General features: G+C 64.7%; 20 protein-coding genes. 8 read left to right on the top strand and 12 right to left on the bottom strand.

Annotated features, from left to right (window positions below):
- The 3 genes from CH262_RS01485 to CH262_RS01475 all read right to left on the bottom strand — a co-directional run.
- The coding region (locus CH262_RS01485; protein WP_256988611.1) for a DUF6328 family protein at nucleotides 1-264 on the bottom strand (264 nt) is incomplete at its 3' end.
- 51 nt (nucleotides 265-315) lie between these two features.
- Complete coding sequence (locus tag CH262_RS01480) at nucleotides 316-777, bottom strand: STAS domain-containing protein (RefSeq protein WP_052053449.1); 462 nt, start codon at nucleotides 775-777, stop codon at nucleotides 316-318.
- 132 nt (nucleotides 778-909) lie between these two features.
- The gene (locus CH262_RS01475; protein ID WP_094716732.1) at nucleotides 910-1,740 is read right to left on the bottom strand and encodes a GAF and ANTAR domain-containing protein; all 831 of its coding nucleotides are present in this window, start codon (nucleotides 1,738-1,740) and stop codon (nucleotides 910-912) included.
- Between the two features lie 290 nt (nucleotides 1,741-2,030).
- Here CH262_RS01475 and CH262_RS01470 point away from each other — a divergent pair, with 290 nt between their 5' ends.
- On the top strand, nucleotides 2,031-2,444 hold the full coding sequence (locus tag CH262_RS01470; protein ID WP_072692057.1) for a hypothetical protein: 414 nt from the start codon (nucleotides 2,031-2,033) through the stop codon (nucleotides 2,442-2,444).
- A 214-nt stretch (nucleotides 2,445-2,658) separates the two neighbouring features.
- A complete protein-coding gene (locus CH262_RS01465; protein ID WP_032369153.1) occupies nucleotides 2,659-3,570 on the top strand; it encodes a manganese catalase family protein in 912 nt (303 codons plus the stop codon).
- A 69-nt stretch (nucleotides 3,571-3,639) separates the two neighbouring features.
- On the opposite strand, the gene CH262_RS01460 is transcribed toward CH262_RS01465, so the two are convergent.
- The 7 genes from CH262_RS01460 to CH262_RS01430 all read right to left on the bottom strand — a co-directional run bounded on the left by CH262_RS01460 (nucleotide 3,640) and on the right by CH262_RS01430 (nucleotide 11,083).
- Entirely contained in the window at nucleotides 3,640-5,172 is a 1,533-nt protein-coding gene (locus CH262_RS01460) for a protein adenylyltransferase SelO (protein WP_094716731.1), read from the bottom strand.
- A 51-nt stretch (nucleotides 5,173-5,223) separates the two neighbouring features.
- A complete protein-coding gene (locus tag CH262_RS01455) occupies nucleotides 5,224-6,003 on the bottom strand; it encodes an IclR family transcriptional regulator (RefSeq protein WP_048317421.1) in 780 nt (259 codons plus the stop codon).
- A gap of 58 nt (nucleotides 6,004-6,061) precedes the next feature.
- The gene (locus tag CH262_RS01450; protein WP_048317419.1) at nucleotides 6,062-7,024 is read right to left on the bottom strand and encodes a PDR/VanB family oxidoreductase; all 963 of its coding nucleotides are present in this window, start codon (nucleotides 7,022-7,024) and stop codon (nucleotides 6,062-6,064) included.
- The gene (locus CH262_RS01445; RefSeq protein ID WP_201010780.1) at nucleotides 7,021-7,266 is read right to left on the bottom strand and encodes a hypothetical protein; all 246 of its coding nucleotides are present in this window, start codon (nucleotides 7,264-7,266) and stop codon (nucleotides 7,021-7,023) included. The genes CH262_RS01450 and CH262_RS01445 overlap by 4 nt, the downstream gene beginning before the upstream one ends.
- Nucleotides 7,263-8,333, bottom strand: coding sequence for an aromatic ring-hydroxylating dioxygenase subunit alpha (locus CH262_RS01440; protein ID WP_032369149.1), 1,071 nt, complete (start codon nucleotides 8,331-8,333; stop codon nucleotides 7,263-7,265). The genes CH262_RS01445 and CH262_RS01440 overlap by 4 nt, the downstream gene beginning before the upstream one ends.
- A 133-nt stretch (nucleotides 8,334-8,466) precedes the next feature.
- Nucleotides 8,467-9,570, bottom strand: a complete 1,104-nt coding sequence (locus tag CH262_RS01435) for an NAD(P)-dependent alcohol dehydrogenase (protein WP_094716730.1) — start codon at nucleotides 9,568-9,570, stop codon at nucleotides 8,467-8,469.
- Between the two features lie 16 nt (nucleotides 9,571-9,586).
- The gene (locus tag CH262_RS01430) at nucleotides 9,587-11,083 is read right to left on the bottom strand and encodes an aldehyde dehydrogenase family protein (protein WP_094716729.1); all 1,497 of its coding nucleotides are present in this window, start codon (nucleotides 11,081-11,083) and stop codon (nucleotides 9,587-9,589) included.
- 160 nt (nucleotides 11,084-11,243) lie between these two features.
- Between CH262_RS01430 and CH262_RS01425 the strand changes: the two genes are divergently transcribed.
- Nucleotides 11,244-11,699: a MarR family winged helix-turn-helix transcriptional regulator gene (locus CH262_RS01425; protein WP_032369239.1), complete on the top strand. Its 456-nt coding sequence runs from the start codon at nucleotides 11,244-11,246 to the stop codon at nucleotides 11,697-11,699.
- 22 nt (nucleotides 11,700-11,721) lie between these two features.
- Here the strand turns inward: CH262_RS01425 and CH262_RS01420 are convergent, their stop codons facing one another.
- Nucleotides 11,722-12,333: a TetR/AcrR family transcriptional regulator C-terminal domain-containing protein gene (locus CH262_RS01420; protein ID WP_094716728.1), complete on the bottom strand. Its 612-nt coding sequence runs from the start codon at nucleotides 12,331-12,333 to the stop codon at nucleotides 11,722-11,724.
- A 96-nt stretch (nucleotides 12,334-12,429) separates the two neighbouring features.
- Between CH262_RS01420 and CH262_RS01415 the strand changes: the two genes are divergently transcribed.
- Entirely contained in the window at nucleotides 12,430-13,950 is a 1,521-nt protein-coding gene (locus CH262_RS01415; RefSeq protein WP_052053451.1) for an APC family permease, read from the top strand.
- Nucleotides 13,943-15,532: an amidohydrolase gene (locus CH262_RS01410; RefSeq protein ID WP_094716734.1), complete on the top strand. Its 1,590-nt coding sequence runs from the start codon at nucleotides 13,943-13,945 to the stop codon at nucleotides 15,530-15,532. The genes CH262_RS01415 and CH262_RS01410 overlap by 8 nt, the downstream gene beginning before the upstream one ends.
- 34 nt (nucleotides 15,533-15,566) lie before the next feature.
- Here CH262_RS01410 and CH262_RS01405 read toward each other — a convergent pair whose 3' ends face one another.
- The gene (locus CH262_RS01405; RefSeq protein ID WP_094716727.1) at nucleotides 15,567-15,998 is read right to left on the bottom strand and encodes a MarR family winged helix-turn-helix transcriptional regulator; all 432 of its coding nucleotides are present in this window, start codon (nucleotides 15,996-15,998) and stop codon (nucleotides 15,567-15,569) included.
- Nucleotides 15,999-16,099: 101 nt separating this feature from the next.
- Between CH262_RS01405 and couN the strand changes: the two genes are divergently transcribed.
- The 3 genes from couN to couM are packed head-to-tail and all read left to right on the top strand — an operon-like array spanning nucleotide 16,100 to nucleotide 18,368.
- Nucleotides 16,100-17,008: a 4-hydroxyphenyl-beta-hydroxyacyl-CoA dehydrogenase gene (gene couN / locus CH262_RS01400; protein WP_032366819.1), complete on the top strand. Its 909-nt coding sequence runs from the start codon at nucleotides 16,100-16,102 to the stop codon at nucleotides 17,006-17,008.
- The gene (gene couO / locus CH262_RS01395) at nucleotides 17,005-17,910 is read left to right on the top strand and encodes a 4-hydroxyphenyl-beta-ketoacyl-CoA hydrolase (RefSeq protein WP_032366818.1); all 906 of its coding nucleotides are present in this window, start codon (nucleotides 17,005-17,007) and stop codon (nucleotides 17,908-17,910) included. The genes couN and couO overlap by 4 nt, the downstream gene beginning before the upstream one ends.
- Nucleotides 17,907-18,368 carry a p-hydroxycinnamoyl-CoA hydratase gene (gene couM / locus CH262_RS01390; protein ID WP_032366817.1) on the top strand — a complete coding sequence of 154 codons (462 nt, stop codon included), beginning with the start codon at nucleotides 17,907-17,909 and terminating at the stop codon, nucleotides 18,366-18,368. Before couO ends, couM begins: the two co-directional genes overlap by 4 nt.
- Nucleotides 18,369-18,386 lie beyond the last annotated feature (18 nt).

The following is an 18,386-nucleotide window of genomic DNA, read 5'->3' as shown; positions in this document are numbered from 1 at the left end:
CGCCAACAGGATCGTCGCAAGCATCGACGCCGACACCGTCGTCAGATAGACCACGTGGCCGGCCGTGGACAGCCCGTCGAAGCGGGCCTGGAACGGCAAGGTCAACAAGAACCCGGTCAGAAGTTGTACACCGGTCTGTACGACACGGAGTTCCTGTAGCAACGACGACCAATTGCGATCCAACTGCTGAGTGGGAGTTTCGTTGCGCGCTTTGCCGTTCCACGCACGGTGGTCCTCGTCCTCGTCCTCGTCACCCGTCGTCATCGACCAAGACTAGTGCGATCTCGACGGGTAGGCGGTGGAAATCGGACCGGTTCACGCAGTGTGTACATCCGCGGTCGACGTGCCGGTCGCACACTCTGGACACCCGGCACCGGACTCGGACGAGCCCGATGCTCCGGTTACGGACTTCCTCAGCGACGAACCGACGGACTCGAGGGCCGAATCGATATCGGTGAAAATCGGAATCGCAGCATCGAGTCCGACCAGATGCATCGGCCGCCCCGTGGTCGGCCCGGATGCGACCACCACCAACGAGGTTGAGCAGCATGCCTTTCGGCGAGCTGCGATGAGCACGCTCATGCCGACGGAGGCCAGGAAGGACACCCCCGACAGATCGACGATCACGGCTGCAGGCGCTGCCGTGACCGCTTGTTCGATGTGGTGGGCGAGATCGGACGCGGTCGCGAGATCCACTTCTCCGTTGACCCGCAGAACAATTGCGTTGTCATGGTGTTCGCTGGCGATGCCGAGCCCGAGCAACTCGTTGTGTTTCATGGGGGGTCACCGTCCTTACCCTGTGCAGTGGCATGTTCGTCGAACAGCGCACTGCGGCGTAACCGAGACCGGCAAGGATTGCAAAATTGAGGCGAACTCGGTGCGAGCGGCACTGTCGACTGCGGGCAGGGGCTACACCACGCTGTCCGAATCATACCCAGTGTTCGTTTCTTCGTGCAGGCCGGTTCGAGAGTTCGAATGTTCGGCAACCGACTCGATCATCGCCGACGCAATCTCGCTGACCTTGATGTTTCTGTTCTGCGACTGCTCGGACAGCAGGGCGAACGCGTCGTCGGCGGAGATTCCGCGCATCGCCATGATGATTCCTTTCGCCTGGTCGATGTCAGCTCTCGTTTTCATCGCTGTCCGCAGGCCGGTGATTTCTCGTTCGGCCGACCGGGCGCGCTCGGCGATCGCGATGACGGTCTCGATCGAGGTGGCGAGCAGGGCCACCGAGACCTCGTCGAGTGGGTCGAAGCCGTCGGCACTCGTCCCGTAGATGTTCAGCGACCCGTGGCGGTGCTCGTCGGGCGTCAGCGGGGCCGACAAATAGCTGTGGACGCCCAGATCGGCCACTGCGGCAGCGAAGCGAGGCCAGCGAGCTACTGCCTCGTGCGCCTGTGCGCGAACCATACGTCCGCTGCGGATGGCGTGCAGGCATGGGCCTTGACCAGCGCGATACTGGTCGGAATCGATGTCGTGCACAGCGGGGTCGGTGGACGCCACGGTTCGCGGTCGTCCGGTGTCGTCGAGCATGGTGATGCCGACGAGACCCGCGTCGGGAACCACGGCTGCGACCTCGGAGCACACGGCTTGAAGAACGGCATCGACGTCGGCACCGGTCAGTATCTTCCCCTTGATTCGGCGCAACGCTTGGATGTATTGCCCGATCCGGGCGAACGCCGAACCCGAGGCGTCCGGTGCGTCGTGAAGACGGTCGTCTTCGATGGAAAAGTCACTCATCTGGTGGGCTCGTTTCGGTCGGGCCCCCGCATGGACAGCAGGCAGCCACTCGTCAACTCCCGGCCCCGACTCGACCGAACGGGGTCATAATATACAGAGCCTCACGGGTGTATTCGCACCTGTCCCGAGCGCACGCCAACGGCCCCGCCGAACGCAGGGGTGGTCGCATCCAGGCCCGAGTCGAGGTATCCTACACAGTGATTGGGTGGAGACCATGCCCGCAGAATCGACTGCGGTACGAACCACGATCTTCCCCTGCCACAGTCTTCGATCTGTGGAGGTCAATGCCCATGATTCCCGAATCCTCGTCGTTTTCGATGTCCGTCGACCGCGGAGACGACGGCCCCATCGTCGTCTCGGTGCAGGGCGCACTCGAGATCCCCGGCAATACCCGCCTGTTGGCAGACTGCCTGGCGGGGTCCGTGCTCGCCGACCGACCGGTGGTGGTCGACCTGGTCGGTGTCACCGAGATCGGTGATGCCGCAACCAAGTACATCGTCGACGCAGCCCATCGGCTGTTGTGCCGTGGGTATCGCCTCACCGTCGTCCTGGCCACCTCCGCTGCCGACCGTAATGTGCGACGGCTCAGCGAACGTGTGCACGTCGAGCGTGCCGGCTCGCTCGGTCGGGTCGTCGGCGCGGCGACGACGCCTTCGCGACCTCGAGTCGCTGCAGTGGACGCGCTGCAGGGGACTTACCTGTAGGTCGATAGCACCGCGGCCCTCGTGCGGACGGTGCTGCGGAAAGCCCTGTGTACCGGGATGTTCCGCCGGTGTCCGTCGTCGAGGCGTGGAGAAGTCGCGGTCCCGACCTGTGTATCGAGTTCTAAACCCTTGCAGTGCAAAGTGTTTGCTGGGAATTTCGGCGGGTAGCCGGATCGAGTCACCTGCTCGAACTTCGACCCGAACTGGAGTCCCTATGTTCCGACACACCGACTACCTACAATTCGATGCCAAGCCCGAGAAGCCGGATCCTGTGTACGCACACAAGCTTCAGGAGCTCATCGGTGGTGCATTCGGCGAGATGACCGTGACCATGCAGTATCTGTTCCAAGGCTGGAACTGTCGCATGGAGGGCAAGTACAAGGACCTGATCATGGACATCGCGACCGAAGAAATGGGTCACGTGGAGATGCTGGCCACCATGGTCGCTCGTCTGCTCGAAGGTGCACCGGCCACCGAGTCGACCAAAGCCGCTGCTACCGATCCCGTGGTAGCAGCAGTGATGGGCGGCATGGACCCGCAGCAGGCGATCGTGTCCGGCGGCGGTGCGCTCCCGGCGGATTCCAACGGCTACCCGTGGAACGGTCGGTACATCATCGCCAGTGGCAACCTGCTCGCAGATTTTCGTGCGAACGTTGCCGCCGAGGCGCAAGGGCGGCTGCAGACCGCGCGTCTGTACAACATGACCGACGACCCGGGCGTCAAGGCCATGCTGCAGTTCAATCTCGCTCGCGATACGCACCATCAGAACCTGTGGCTCGCTGCCATCGAAGAGTTGCAAGCCGACGGACTCGAGGACGTCGTAGCACCGAGTGCACTTCTCGACGAGGAGGCATCCGAGCACGCAACCGATCTGTGGCACCTCTCGGACGGTGAGTTCTCCTCGACCGGTGGCTGGGCGAATCGGCTTGCGCCCGACGGCAAACGGCAGATGGGGTTCCTCGCCGATCCGCAGCCTCTGGGCGGGAAGGCATCCGCGCCTGCACCCGATCCGAAGTTGTACGCGACGTACGACGGGGCCAAGGGAGATCCCGCGTCGGCCGCACTGGGTACCGAGAAGGGCGTCATGGGGAAGATCAAGGACGCCCTGGATCCCGACGAGAAGTAGGCCCGAACTCCCTGTGCCGCACAGCAGTTGCGACGCGAATATCGCGTCGCAACTGCTGCGGTCAGCTGACTACGTCCCGCAGAACGTTCGGAACCCCGCGCTGAAGTCGACGGGCGCGGGTCCGGCGTACTGCGACAGCTCGTCCCGACCGTCGAACGGATTCGTCACGACCGACAACAAGCGGTCGAAGGGCGCGAGGTCACCCTCGGTCGCTGCTGCCAGCGCCGCGTCGACCATGTGGTTGCGAGGAATGTACACGGGGTTCACTCGGTCCATGGCGTCCGCGACGGACCGGAGGTCGTGGCCCCGCTCGAGCACCGCTGCGCGCCATCGTTCGAGCCACGGTGCAGCTGCCTCGTGCGGTACGAGTGACGCAAAATTTGCGTCGTTGCCCCGCAGATTCTCCGCCAACGCGCGGAAGGTCAGGGTCCAGTCGGCACGGTGATCCCGCAGAAGCACGTGCAGGTCGTCGAGGAGACTGTCGTCCGGGGCGATCCCATCGAGGCCGAGCTTGGCGGCCATCAGGTTCTCGTAGTGCTGTCGGTAGCGATCACCGTAGGAGTCCAACACCGCCGTCAGCGCGCTGATGGCGCGGTCCGGAACCGAATCGACCAGCGGCAGTAGTGTTTCGCCGAATCGTGCCAGGTTCCAACCCAGGACGGCGGGTTGATTGCCGTACGCGTAGCGGCCGCCGTGATCGATCGAGCTGAAGACCGTTGCAGGATCGTAGGCGTCGATGAACGCGCACGGCCCGTAGTCGATCGTCTCACCGGAGATCGTCGTGTTGTCGGTGTTCATGACGCCGTGCATGAAGCCGACGGACATCCACTGCGCCACCAACTGTGCTTGCCTGTCGACGACGGCCTCGAAGAATGCGAGGTATCGACTCTCCGCGCCCTCTGCAGGGAGGTCGGCGAGCTCGGGATAATGACGTGCGATGGCATAGTCGGCGAGGTTCTGCGCGAGACCCTCGCGACGGGCCGCGAACTCGAAGGTACCTACGCGCAGGTGGCTCGAGGCAACCCGAGCCAGCACTGCGCCGGGCTGCGGACCTGCCTCTCGAACCACCTGCTCACCCGTCGTGACGACGGCCAACGAGCGGGTGGTCGGGATGTGCAGAGCGTGCATGGCCTCACTGATCAGGTACTCGCGCAGCATCGCACTCACCACCGCGCGCCCGTCTCCGCCGCGGGAGAACGGCGTGGCGCCGGAGCCCTTGAGATGCAGATCGACTCGTCGGCCGTGTTCGTCGTGCAGCTCGCCCAGCAGTAGTGCTCGACCGTCGCCCAGCAACGGCACGAATCCGCCGAACTGATGACCGGCGTACGCCATCGCCGAGGGGGTCGAATCGGCCGGTGCGAGAGCCCCGGACAACACGCCTGCGCCCTGCTCGGAGCGCAGCACCGACGGGTCGAGCCCCAGTGACCTGGCGAGGTTCTCGTTGAGGATCAGCACCCGCGGATCCGGTGCAGGTGCGCCCTGCCACGGCACCGTGAAGCCGGGAACGTCGTCCACCAACGTCGACTCCAGTCCCCATGACGATGGGACCGATGAAGGCGGGTTGTCGGACGCAGCTACCGGTCCCGTCGCGAATTCACTCATACTCCAGGGGTACCACGAGATCGGGTAATCACACCGACCGTGCTCCGCGCATTACGAGCGCGCGGATATGTCGGGCGGGGACAGTGCGCGTTCGATACTCAGGGCGGCGGCCCGCAGCAACGGGGCGAGCATGTACGGGGCTGCGGTATCGGCGTCGACGACGACCGAGACGGCCGCGCGGATCGTGCGAGTGCGGTCGAAGATCGGTGCGGCGACCGATACGGCGTCCGAGGTGATCTGTCTGTCGCTGACGGCGACTCCGGTTCTCCGAATATCGGCCAGCGTGCGCCGCAGGATGTCCGGATCGCAGATGGTGTGCTCGGTGAATCTGGTCAACGGTGCCGAGCACACCTCCTCCTGCACGTGGGCGGGCGCGTGGGCCAGCAGCGCCAGACCGACTCCGGTGGGCGGCAACGCGAAACGGCCGCCGACGCGCGTGCGCAGGGCGACCGAGTCGCGGCTGCGAATTCTCTCGACGAACACGACCTCGTGACCGTCGCGTACTCCCAGCTGCACGTTCTCCTGAGTGACGTGGGCGAGATCTTCCATGACCGGTAACGCGCTTTCCCTGAGGATCAGGCCCCGGGGTGCGAGTGACGCGATCTCCCACAGTCGCAGACCGATGTGGAATCTGCCCGTCCGGTCGTCGCGCTCGATCGCTCCCCACCCGACGAGATCGAGCGCGAGCCGGTGCGTGGTGGAGAGCGGGAACCCCGATCGTCGAGCGAGCTCGCTCAACGTCAAGGTCGGATGCTCTGGCGTGAACGCCTCCAGCAGTGTCAGCGCGCGTACGGCCACCGGACCGGTGCGAGCGGGGCCCTCGGCCGTCATGGAGTGCTTTCTTCGATTCGTCGGGCTTCGATTCGTAAGGAATGTCGTACAACGAGCTCTACAGCTCGAGAACGAGCCGGGGGCCCGTCGACCGGGACACACAGATCATCATGGTGTCGTTGGCACCGCGTTCCTCCTCGGTCAACAGTGTGTCGCGATGGTCGACGGTGCCGGCGAGAACGGCTGTTTCGCAGGTTCCGCACGTTCCCTCCCTACACGACGAGAGCACCTGCACTCCCGAGTTCGTCACGGCGTCGAGCACCGATTCGTCCGGATGCACGGTGACGGTTCGTCGGCTCAGCGAAAGTTCGACTTCGAATGACGCACCCGATGTCGGCCGATCGAGTGTGTCGGCACGGAACCGTTCGAGGTGCACGCTTCCTTCGGGCCAGTGCCCCGCCCGTTCGGTCACGGCGTCCAGCAGGGGCCCCGGTCCGCAGCAGTAGACGGCCGTGCCGACGCGCGCAGTCCCGAGCAGATCGTCGAGATCGAGCAGTCCTTTTTCGTCCTGCGGGACCAAAGTCGTGTTGCCGGGGTAGCGGGAAACGAGCTCGTCGACGAACGCCATACTGTCGCGGGACCGGCCGCCGTACGCCAGCGACCACCCGGCCCCACGCCGCTCGGCCTCGGCCACCATCGTGATGATGGGTGTGATTCCGATACCGCCGGCGATGAACAGATAGTTCTCGGATTCGGTCAACTCGAAGTGATTGCGCGGTCCACGGACACGAACGGTGTCGCCGACGGCAAGGGTGTCGTGGACATGGAGCGAACCACCGCGGGATGCCGGTTCTCGTAGGACTCCGATGCGCCAGGTGTCGCGGTCGGCCGGGCTTCCGCACAGCGAGTACTGGCGGGTGATGTCGGAAGTCAACTCCAGATCGATATGAGCTCCCGGCGTCCAGCTCGGCAGGTCTGTGCCGTCCGGCTTGCGCAACTGCAGCAGGGCAACGCCATCCGCGCCGCTGCACTTGTTCGAGACGATCAGATCCAGGTCGCACTCGGGGAGGTTTCGCGTCACTCGGCTCTCCCCACGTGACTCACGAGTTCGCCTCGCACCGAGGGCAACTCGGGATGGACGGGGTCGACGGTCGAGAAGTGCCCGATGGGGTGCGCGAGCAACCACTCCCACAGCAGTGCCGGATCCTCCTCGAGCCGGGACGAGCCACAATGGCAGACGCCGCGCAGCCGGTCGGTACCCGGAACCCACACCACGCGCAGCACGTTGGGACCCTGCAGCATTCGATTCGGTTCCGGTGTCACGACACCACCTCGGCACCTGCTCGCGAGCCCTCGAGGAGCTTGCTCAGAAGCCGACGCGCACCGAGGCCGCCAGCATCGATGTTGATCGACAGTTCCTGGTAGCCGGCCTTTTCGGTGTCCAATGCTTGCTGAAGAATGTTCAGCGCCACCACGTCCTGCATGACCACTGTGCGATTGTTCTCGGCCAGAAACTGGGACACTTCGTTGTCGTCGATCGCGAAATCGCGAGCAACAGCCCAGAAGTCGTGTGTCGAGGTCTCGGTTTCCGGAGTGATCGCGTACACGATCTCGCTGTGGAACGCGTGGGTGTCGGAGCCGTCGTCCGCGGGCAGCGGTGATCCGAGCGGAGCGATGCGGCTGTGCAGTAGGTACAGGCACGGGGGCGTGTATTCGATGTCCTGCCAACGCGAGATGCGCGTGTCGATGCCGGTGGACGTCGAGTAGAACGGTGGGCATTCGGCGTCGTCCATGTGCCGCGAGACGTAGATGACGTTGCGATCATCGTCGATCTCGGTGGTGATCGGTGTGTCGGCGACTTCGGGAGTGCCGATGTAACCGCCGTGCAGGTAGGTCTCGTGCGAAAGGTCCATGAGGTTGTCGACGAGCAACCGATAGTTGCACGAGATCGGCTCCATTCCGCTCACCACGGTGTAGTCCGGGGAGTCCATCCACGGGGCGCGGGGAATACGAGTGATGTCGCCGTCGATCGGATCGTCCGGGTCGGCAATCCACACCCAGACGAACGAATCCTGCTCGTGCACCTGATAGGTGGTGAGCCTGGCCGTCCTCGGCACCCGCTTCTGTCCGGGAACGGAGACGCAGCCGCCGTCACTGCCGTACGTGAATCCGTGGTACCCGCAGACCACGGTGTCGCCATCGAGGTGGCTGGGGGCCGCGGAGAGTGGGTACCGCCGGTGCACACAACGATCGCTCATTGCGGTCACAGCCCCGGACTCGGTGCGCCACAACAGAATGGGCTCGCTGCAAATGGTGCGCGAGAACAGCTCCCGGCCCACTTCTCTGCTGTACGCGGCGACATACCACTGGTTACGGACAATTGTCGTCATCGATTCTCCTGAACACGTAGAAGTCGTTCGGTCGCTTGACGTCTCGTCAGCGCTCGTCACATCGAGTGTGTGGCACGCGACCCCGCCGGTGCGAGCGGACTTCCGGATGCCGGAAGCCCGGTCGGAATCCCGGTCAGAAGAGGAGGACCGGTTTGATCGACGCACCGCTGATCATGTCCGCCACCGCGGAGTTGATGTCGTCGAATCGGTAGTGAGTGATCAAGCGCTGCAGGGGTAATCGACCCGACACGACAAGATCCACCAGCACCGGAATCAGGGTCTGCGTTTCGCTGTCGCCGAGGGTCAGCCCCACGATGCGTCGGCCCGGCAGCATGGCGTTGACGTCGACCGGGACCTCGGTGCCGAAGGGCGGAGCGCCGACGACGACGGCGGTTCCACGAGGGGCCAGGGCATCGATCGCGGTACGCAGCACCCCTACGCTCCCGGTGGTTTCGATGGCTCCGTCGACGCCGGAGCCCTCGGTCAGTTCTGCCAACGCAGCCGCGGTGTCCTCGCGGGTGGCGTCGACGACGTGGGTCGCTCCCAACTCGGTGGCCAGTTCCAGACGTTCGGCAACCCGATCGACCGCGATGATCTTGGCCGCGGGAGTGAGAGCGGCAGCCATGATGGCCGAAAGCCCCACTGCACCTGCGCCGGTCACCACGACGGTATCTCCCGGGCGTGGACGCAGCACATTCCACACGGCACCGACTCCGGTCTGCACCCCGCAGCCCAGCGGTGCCAGGATCTCCAGCGGTGCGGAGGAATCGACCCGAACCAGGCTCCGCTCGTCCACGATCGCGTGATTCGCGAACGACGACTGGCCGAAGAAATGGCCACCGAGCGCAGTGCCGTTGCGCGTGATCGGGCTGGAGCCGTCGGCGCGAGCCCCACCGATGAGGTTGAGCGGCAACCACGTTGCGCAATAGGCGGGATGACCGGATCGGCAGTTTCCGCAGGTACCGCACGAGGTGAACGACAGCAGAACGTGGTCACCTTCCTGCACGCCGGTGACTCCGGGACCGATGGCTTCGACGACCCCCGCACCCTCGTGGCCGAGGACGCCGGGAAGCGGAAACGGCAGCCCGCCCGCGGCGACGCCCAGATCGGTGTGGCACAAGCCGGCTGCGACGATGCGCACGCGCACTTCTCCGCTGCGGGGTTCGCCCAGTTCGACCGGGGACAATGTGAACGCGGCTCCGCCCGATTCGACTACTGCCGCTGTGGTTGTGGTCATGGCACTGCCCTTCGATTCAGTCGAGCGAGATGACGACGGATTTGACCTTGGTGTACGAGTCGAGGCCCTCGGGGCCGTACTCACGGCCGAAGCCGGAGTTCTTGACTCCGCCGAAGGGAACGGCCGGGTCGAGCATCGCCCAGTCGTTGACCCACACGATGCCGGCGTGCAGTCGTGCTGCAACACGATGTGCGCGAGCCACATTCGTCGTCTGCAGGCCGGCAGCGAGGCCGTACTCGGTGCTGTTGGCCAGGCGGACCGCGTCGTCCTCGGTGTCGAACGGTTGTACCGTCAGAACGGGCCCGAAAATCTCTTCTCGAACGACCCGCGACGTGGCGGGCAGGTCGGCGATGACGGTGGGGGAGTAGAACGAGCCACCGGCGAGGGGCGTACCGGACAGGTCGGGACGGTGCCCGCCGGTGACGATACGGCCGCCGTCGCGGCGGGCGATGTCCACGTACTCCTCGACCTTGTGCACGTGCCGCTCTCCGGCCATCGGCCCGACCACCGTGGCCGGATCGAACGGGTCGCCGACGGGAACACCGGGAACCGCCTGGGCCAGAATGTCCAACACCGTCTCGTATCGGGAGCGCTGGACGAGCAGGCGCGGGCCGCCCATGCAGAACTGCCCGGAGTTGAAGACGAACCCTTTGATGATCGCTCCGATCGCCTTGTCGATGTCGGCGTCCTCGAACACGATGTGCGCGGCGTTGCCACCCAGTTCCATCGTCACCGGTACCAGATTGCGGCCTGCGACCCCGGCAGCGTGCCTGCCCACAGCCGTGGACCCGGTGAATGCGATCTTGTCGACTCCCGGATGCTGCAGAAGTGCCTCTCCCGCAACGGAACCTGTTCCGGTGACAACGTTGATCACGCCTGGCGGTACGCCCGCCTCGGTCAATATTTCAGCCATCAGCAATGCGCTGAGCGGGGTGTCCTCGCTGGGTTTGTGGACCATGGTGTTACCCGCGGCGAGTGCAGGCGCGATCTTCGAACTCGACAAAATCAGCGGAAAGTTGAACGGGGTGATCGCGGCGACCACACCGAGCGGTTCTCTGCGCGTGTACGCGTGCGCAGACAGCGGAGTGTCGCGATGCGATCCACCGAGCGTCTGAGCCAGTGCGGAGCAGTACGAGTACTGCTCCGCGGAGGTCAGTACGTCCACCGGGCGGCACAACGACACCGGCTTACCCACATCGGCGCTCTCGACGGCAACGATCTCGTCGGCGCGTTCGCGGATGAGCTGACCGGCTCGGTGCAGAATGCGTGCCCGTTCGCGTCCGGGCAGCGACGACCAGCGGCCGTCGTCGAAGGCGGTGCGAGCTGCGGACACTGCTGCGTCGACGTCTACAGCGGACGCCTCGGACACGGAGGTGAGCACCGCTCCCGTCGACGGATCGAGTACGTCGGATCGGCCACCTGCGGCAGCGTCACGCCAGTGACCGTCGACGAAGAGCCGTCCGGGAGTGACGTCGGGTCGGGTGAGAGTGACGCTGTCGTCGGTGATCGTCATGAACGCCTCGCTTCGATGGCCGGCTGTGACCTGATTAACAGGGTTCCTTATATACAACCGCGCGCATGCGCGGAAAGCAATAGGCGATCCAGGTGCCGGTCGGCGGCATTCGGTAATTAGGCTGCAGGCACACGCGAGTTCGGAAAGCGAGGTGGTGAACGTGGCATCGAGGCCATCGTCGGCAGGCGAGCAGCCGACGCTGCTCTACGCCATCAAGCAGGTCGAGCTGGCGGTGCGGGCCCAGATGGATGCGCTGTTGCGGCCGATGAACATCACTGCCGTGCAGTACACCGCGCTGACGGTGCTACGTCGACGCGACGGGCTGTCGTCCGCGGAGCTGGCACGTAATTCCTTCGTGACGGCTCAGACGATGGGTGAGATGATCGCCGCACTCGAGAAGCGTGGGTTGGTCACTCGCCGAACGGATCCGGCCAACAAACGGCGGATGTTGACGAGCTTGACCGAGGAAGCGCGACGCTTGCTGGCAGAGTACGACGCGCAGATCGGTGACCTGGAGGACCGCATGGTCGCCGATCTGTCGCCGCGTCAACGAGACGAATTCCGCGGCTTTCTCCGTAGTTGTCGCCTGGCTCTCGGACACACCGGGGCGCACTGAGCTTCGCGGAGCGGAGGGTGCGTCAGCGATTGCCCAGGCGGTGTTTGAGGCCCGTCAGCAGTGCCGACAGTCCCAGCTCGAAGGCGACGTCGGTGGGGTTCGGCTGTTCCTCGGGATCGCCCACCGCAGCAGTGAGGGCCGGGTGCATCTGCGGGTCGGGTGTGTAGAGGTTACCGCCGCCGCCCATGTCGAGGGCCGAGCCGAGAATGAAGTTGTCGAACGCGACGATGATCGGCAGTACCTCGGGCCAATCGAAGCCCGCATCGTGCAGACCGTCGGCGATTCGCTCGTACTCGGACAGCGATTCACGGTCGCGGACGCGTGAGGTCGCGAACAAGCGAATGGACCCGGGGTGGCGGGCGAACGCCGCTCGATACGACCACGCCAACCTCTTCAATGCCTCGTCCCACGGGCTCGTTCCGAAGCCCGTGTTGTCGATCTTGCGACCGATTCGAGCCCGCATTCGATCGATCACTTCGTCTCTTCCGGACACGTGGTGGTACAGCGAGGATGGATGCACGGCGAGTTTGGAGGCGAGCTGTGCGACTGTGAAATCGCCTGTGGCGTCGGTGATCTGAAGTGCGGCGTCGACGATGCGATCGACATCGAGTAGTGCTGTCTTCGGCCTTGCCACGTGTACTCCATTTCGCCGGGGTCTTTCCAAACTGACTTCTGTGGTCTACGTTACGTCAAAACCAAACATCGTTGGATTAATCACACGGAGCCGGCCATGACCATCCCCCAACATTCCGGGCAGCCGAATGCCCTCGATAGTTCCAGCCTCAACTCACGCGACATCGTCTTCTTCGTCGTCGCGGCAGCGGCACCGCTCACCGTCATGGTGGCCGTTGCTCCGATCGCGTTGCTGATCGGTGGGATCGGCGCTCCCGCCGGATACCTGTGCGCCGGTCTGATCAGCACGGTGTTCGCCATCGGCTTCACCAAGATGGCGCGGCACGTGCACAACAACGGCGCGTTCTACTCCTACATCCGGATGGGTCTGGGCAAAGTTGCCGGTCTCGGTAGCGCTCTGGTGGCCGTGGCGGGGTACACCCTCCTGCAGATCAGCACCTACGGGTTGTTCGGAGCGGTCACCAAGGCGACGATGAACGACTTCGTCGGAGTCGACCTACCCTGGTGGCTGTGGGCGTTGGTCGCTGCGGCGATCGTGTCCGTGCTGGGATATCGATCGATTCGGGTGGGGGCCAAGGTCCTCGGCGTGCTGCTCGTTCTCGAAGTGCTGGTGCTGCTCGTATTGGCGATCGCAGTGATCGCCAAGGGCGGTGCGAGTGGTCTGAACCTGCAGCCGTTCTATCCCGAGAACGTCTTCACCGGATCGATGGGGGCGGTACTGGCCGTGTCGTTCGCCGCGTTCGTGGGCTTCGAGGCAACCGCCCTGTTCCGCAACGAGGCGGTACGACCGGACCGGACGGTCCCCCGCGCAACCTATGCCGCGGTCATCTTCCTCGCGGTCTTCTACTGCTTCATCGTCTGGGTTGCGGTCATGGCGTTCGGTGCCGAGAACGCGGTCGCCGCGGCTGCATCGGATCCTGCCGGTTTCTTCTTCACCGCCATGCAGACCTACGTCGGTAGTGCGGCAACGGATGTGATGCGCGTGCTGATCGTCTCGAGCGGACTCGCGGCTCTGCTGGCCTTCCACAACGCGATCACCCGGTACGGCTATGCGCTCGGTCGTGAAGGAATCTTCCCGGTGCGGCTCAGCCACGTGCACAGCAAGCACTTGTCTCCGCACATCGCCAGCATCGCGCAGACGGCGACGGCCGTAGTGGCCATCGCGTGTTTCGCCGCGGCCGACGTCGATCCGGTCCTGCAGTTGGCTGCGTGGACGGCGAGTACGGGGACCGTGGGAATCCTTGCGCTGCAATGGCTCACCTCTCTCTCGGTTGCCGTGTTCTTCCTGCGCGGTAGAGAAGTGGCACGGGATCGGGGCGCGGCACTCGCTGGAATCGCCGCGTTCGTCCTGATCGGAATCGCTCTGTACCTCGTCGTCGACAAGATCGAAATCGCCACCCTGACGACCGACCCGGTGGTGAACACCGTCGCCTCCATCGGATCCGTCGTGGTGTTCGCGTTGGGTTCGGCAGTGGCCCTGTGGATCCGGGCACGCCGCCCCCAGGTGTACGCACGGCTGGGGACGACCGACATCGATTCCGAGATACTGCCCGATACCCAGGCCGGACCGTCGACCGCACTACCTACCGATGATGCACGAGGAGTGCGACATGACTGATGCCACACTGATTCTGATGAACGCCACGGTGCTCACCCAGGTCGATGGTGCCGAGCCGCAGCAGGCCGTCGCCGTTCGAGACGACCGAGTGATCGCACTCGGGAGCACCGACAACGTCCTGGGGTGCAGTGGTCCCGGAACGAAGATCATCGACCTGGCCGGGAGCACTCTGACACCCGGATGGGTCGACGCCCACACACACGTGGTGCAAGGCGCGTTGATGTCACTCGGCGTGGATTTCAGTCGGTGCGAGAATCTGGACGACGTGCGTCGGGTACTGCACGACGCGCACCCGACGGACGGTTGGATTCGCGGCTGGGGCTTGAACCACAACGTATTCGGCGGCCGAGCTCCGAGCTTCGATGCCATCTCCGACTCGGTCACGACCCCTGTTCTCATTCGGTTCTACGACGCGCATTCGTCGCTGGCCAATCGGGCTGCACTCGATATTGCCGGCGTGACCGGCCGAGAGACCTTCGACCACGGCGGTGCCCGAGTGGCGGTGGACAGTGGCGGGAAGACCACCGGTCACCTGATCGAGGAGCCGGCCATCCATCTGGTGGAGGCGGTCATGCCTGCCCAGAACGTCGTCGCGGCGAAGTCTTTGTTACGCAGCGTGACCGAGGAGATGGCGTCGGTCGGGCTGACCGGGGTGCACGTCATGGACGACCTCCCCGGGACCGTCGAGATGATCCGGGCGCTCGACGAGGACGACGCCGGACTCCGGTTCTGGGTGTACGGCTGGGTCCAGCCGGATCATCCTGCCGATCGGGTCGCAGAACTCGCTGCGCTGGTGCACGGTACCGCCGGGGAGCGGTGGCGTTACGCGGGCGCAAAACTGTTCATGGACGGAACCGTCGAAGGTGGGACGGCGTGGTTGTGTCACCCGGACCTGTACGGCGACGGTACCCGGCCGTCGTGGACCGACCCGGAACGGTATGCGGCCGTGGTGCGCGAGCTCGACCGCCGTGCAGTGTCGACCACTACTCATGCGATCGGTGATGCCGCTGTGCACCACTGCGTACGGACGCTGGCGGCCCTCGGGAAGGGGGTTCGGCATCGCCTCGAACACCTCGAGACCGTCTGTCCCGAGGATCTGACAACGATCGCGGACGCCGGTATCGCCGCATCGATGCAGCCGACCCATTGCACCAGGTACACCCGAGCAGACGAGGCCGACGACTGGTCTCGGCGCATGGGTCGCGATCGTATCGACCGTGGTTGGCCGGTGGCGGAGCTTCTCGATCTCGGTGTGACCGTTGCGCTCGGATCCGATTGGCCGGTAGCACATTTCGATCCCCGAGTCGTGATGGCCGATGCCCGGCTACGCCGCCCCGCAGGCCTGCCGGCCGACCCTCCTCGTCAACCCCGGCAGGCGATTTCGGCTCGACAAGCCCTCGACGGGTACACCACCCACGCCGCGGCGGCGGCCGGTCTGACCGACGGAACCGGAACCATCGTCGTCGGTGGTCCCGCAGATTTCACCGCAGTCGGCGGCGACCTGATGGGCCCGGCGGATCGAATTCCCGAACTACCGATCATCGCGACGGTCGTCGGTGGCAGGGTTGTCTACGAACGGTGATCGGCCTACGTGTGCACGATCTACTGTGCAAGATCTACTGTGCGCGGACGATGGACTGCAGCGACTGCCGCAGCTCTCGGACACCGCGGTCGCCGAGGGCTGAGAGCGTGGCGGATTGGGTCGCCGCGAGCGCGCGCTGTGCGTCCACGCACAGCGCGCGGCCGGCGTCGGTCGCGTAGATGCGCTTGTTTCGTCGATCGCCGGGGTCGACCCGTCGGGTGATCAGTTCGCGGACCTCCAGATCGTCCACCAACGCCACGATCTGACTGGGGTCCAAGCCCAGTTGCTCGGCGAGCTGCCGCTGGCCGAGTCCGTCCGAATGTTCGCAGGCCAGGGCCAGTACGGAGTACGAACGTACGCGCAGCTCGAAGGGTGCCAGTGCCGTTTTGGCGGCGGCCGTCAGCGACGTTCCTGCGCGCGTCAGCAGGAATCCGATGTCGTCGGACAGGGGTGCGATGTCGGTCATGAGGCTCCTCGTATCGGCGGTAACTCTAGCAAACGTAAATCATTGACTTTCTCAATTATTGATGGTTTTCTCAGTCTGGTAACCACGAAGAGGAGAGAGCTATGAATCTCGACAACAAGGTCGCTGTCGTCACCGGTAGCGGCCAGGGGCTCGGACTTGCGTATGCCCAGGACCTCGCGCGCCACGGTGCAGCAGTCGTGATCAACGACGTGAACCAGGCGACAGCCGACGCGGCTGTCTCCTCGATCGTCGACGCGGGTGGACGGGCAGTGGCTGTCGTGGCTCCGGTGGGCAGCACCGAGACCGCACAGAAGTTGGTGGCAGGCGCGGTCGAGGCGTTCGGCCGCCTCGACGTCATGGTCACCAACGCGGGGATCCTGCGCGACAAGGTGTTGTGGAAGATGACCGACGACGACTTCGATGCCGTCGTGAACGTTCATCTCCGCGGCACGTTCACCTGCGCACGCGAAGCAGCCGTTCACTTCCGCGCTCAGGGTGAGGGCGGCCGGATCGTGTGCATCGGCTCTCCCGCCGGTCAGCGCGGAAATTTCGGACAGACCAACTACTCCGGTTCCAAGGCCGGAATCGTCGGCATGGTGCGTACCTGGGCCATGGAACTCCAGCGTGCAGGTGTCACCGTGAACGCGGTGTGCCCGGTGGCGGCCACGGCGATGACCGAGACCATCCCGTTCCTGCAGCCGTACATCGAGGCCATGCATAACGGGGATCCGTTGCCGCCCTTCGCCCGTCGTGAACTCGGGTTCGGGACCCCCGCGGACGCCGCAGGAATCGTCTCTTTCCTGTCAAGCGACGCGAGTGCAGACGTGACCGGTCAGGCATTCGCCGTCGGCGGTGACCGCCTGGCACTGTGGACGCACCCGGACATGATCGCCACGAGTTATCACGACGGTGGCTGGTCGGCCGAGGACATCGCCGCTGTGTGGCCGTCGACGTTCGCGGACAGCCTCGAATCGGTCGGAGAGAACCTCCCCGTCGAGCCGGCGCGATGAGCTCGAAATACGAGTGCGCCATCGACTTCGACTCGATACTCGCACTCGATGTGCACACCCATGTGGAGATCGACGGGTGCGGACACCGCGCACTGGACGACGAATTGATGACCGCGTCGGAGAAGTACTTCAAGTCGGGCGAGGACCGTACTCCAGGGATCGACACCATCGCCGAGTACTACCGGGCCCGCAACATGGCCGCAGTGGTGTTCACCGTCGATGCCGGTGCAGCGTCGGGACATTCACCGAACTCGGTGGAGGAGATCGCCGAGGGGGCGGCACGCCACAACGACGTGTTGATCCCCTTCGGCTCGGTCGACCCGTGGCAGGGTAAGGCCGCCGTGCGGCGGGTGCACCGGCTCGTCGAGGAGTTCGGGGTGCGCGGCTTCAAGTTCCATCCGAGCATGCAGGGCTTCGAGCCGAACGACCGCCGCTTCTATCCGATCTACGAGGCCATCACCGAAGCCGGAGTACCCGCGCTCTTTCACACCGGCCAAACCGGTATCGGTGCCGGACTTCCCGGCGGGCACGGCATCAAGTTGCGCTATTCCGATCCGATGCTGCTCGACGACGTCGCCGCGGACTTCCCCCAACTGACGATGATCATGGCGCACCCCGCGGTGCCGTGGGCGGACGCGCAGATCTCGATCGCCACGCACAAATCGAACGTGTACATCGACCTGTCGGGTTGGGCACCGAAATACTTTCCGCCCCAACTGGTGCGGGCGGCGAATTCCATGCTGAAGCGAAAGGTGTTGTTCGGCTCGGACTTTCCGGTTCTGACGCCGGATCGTTGGATGAAGGACTTCGCCGAGCTCGACATCAAGGACGAGATCCGTCCACTCGTGTTCAAGACCAATGCACTGGCCGCACTCGGCCTGTCCGCCAAGGAGACATCATGACCACCCGCGTCGCCACTCTCGCCGAGTTGAAGAACCTCGAAGGCACCGAACTGGGAACCAGCTCGTGGATCGAGGTGCCGCAACAGCGCATCGACACCTTCGCCGACGCCACCGACGACCATCAGTGGATTCACGTCGATCCCGAACGGGCGAAGGCCGAAAGCCCCTTCGGCGGTCCGATCGCGCACGGCTATCTGACTCTGTCGCTCATCATTCCGATGTGGGACGAGCTACTGGTCGTCGACAGCGTCACCACGAAGATCAACTACGGATTGAACAAGGTTCGCTTCACCAACCCGGTCCCCGCCGGCGGCCGAGTGCGCCTGGCCGCCACGCTGAAGGGGTACGAGGAGCTGCCCAAGGGCGGAGCTCAGCTGACCGTCGCCGCGACGATCGAACTCGAAGGCAGCGAGCGCCCCGCGGTCGTCGTCGAGGCCGTCTACCGCATGTTCGACTGAGATCACGGACCCGAGAGG

The sequence above is a fragment of the Rhodococcus sp. 05-2255-1e genome (assembly GCF_002259025.1).
Classification (GTDB): Bacteria; Actinomycetota; Actinomycetes; order Mycobacteriales; family Mycobacteriaceae; genus Rhodococcoides; species Rhodococcoides fascians.
The sequence above is the reverse complement of the archived record's forward strand: the minus strand, read 5'-3'. Positions and strand labels throughout refer to the sequence as shown.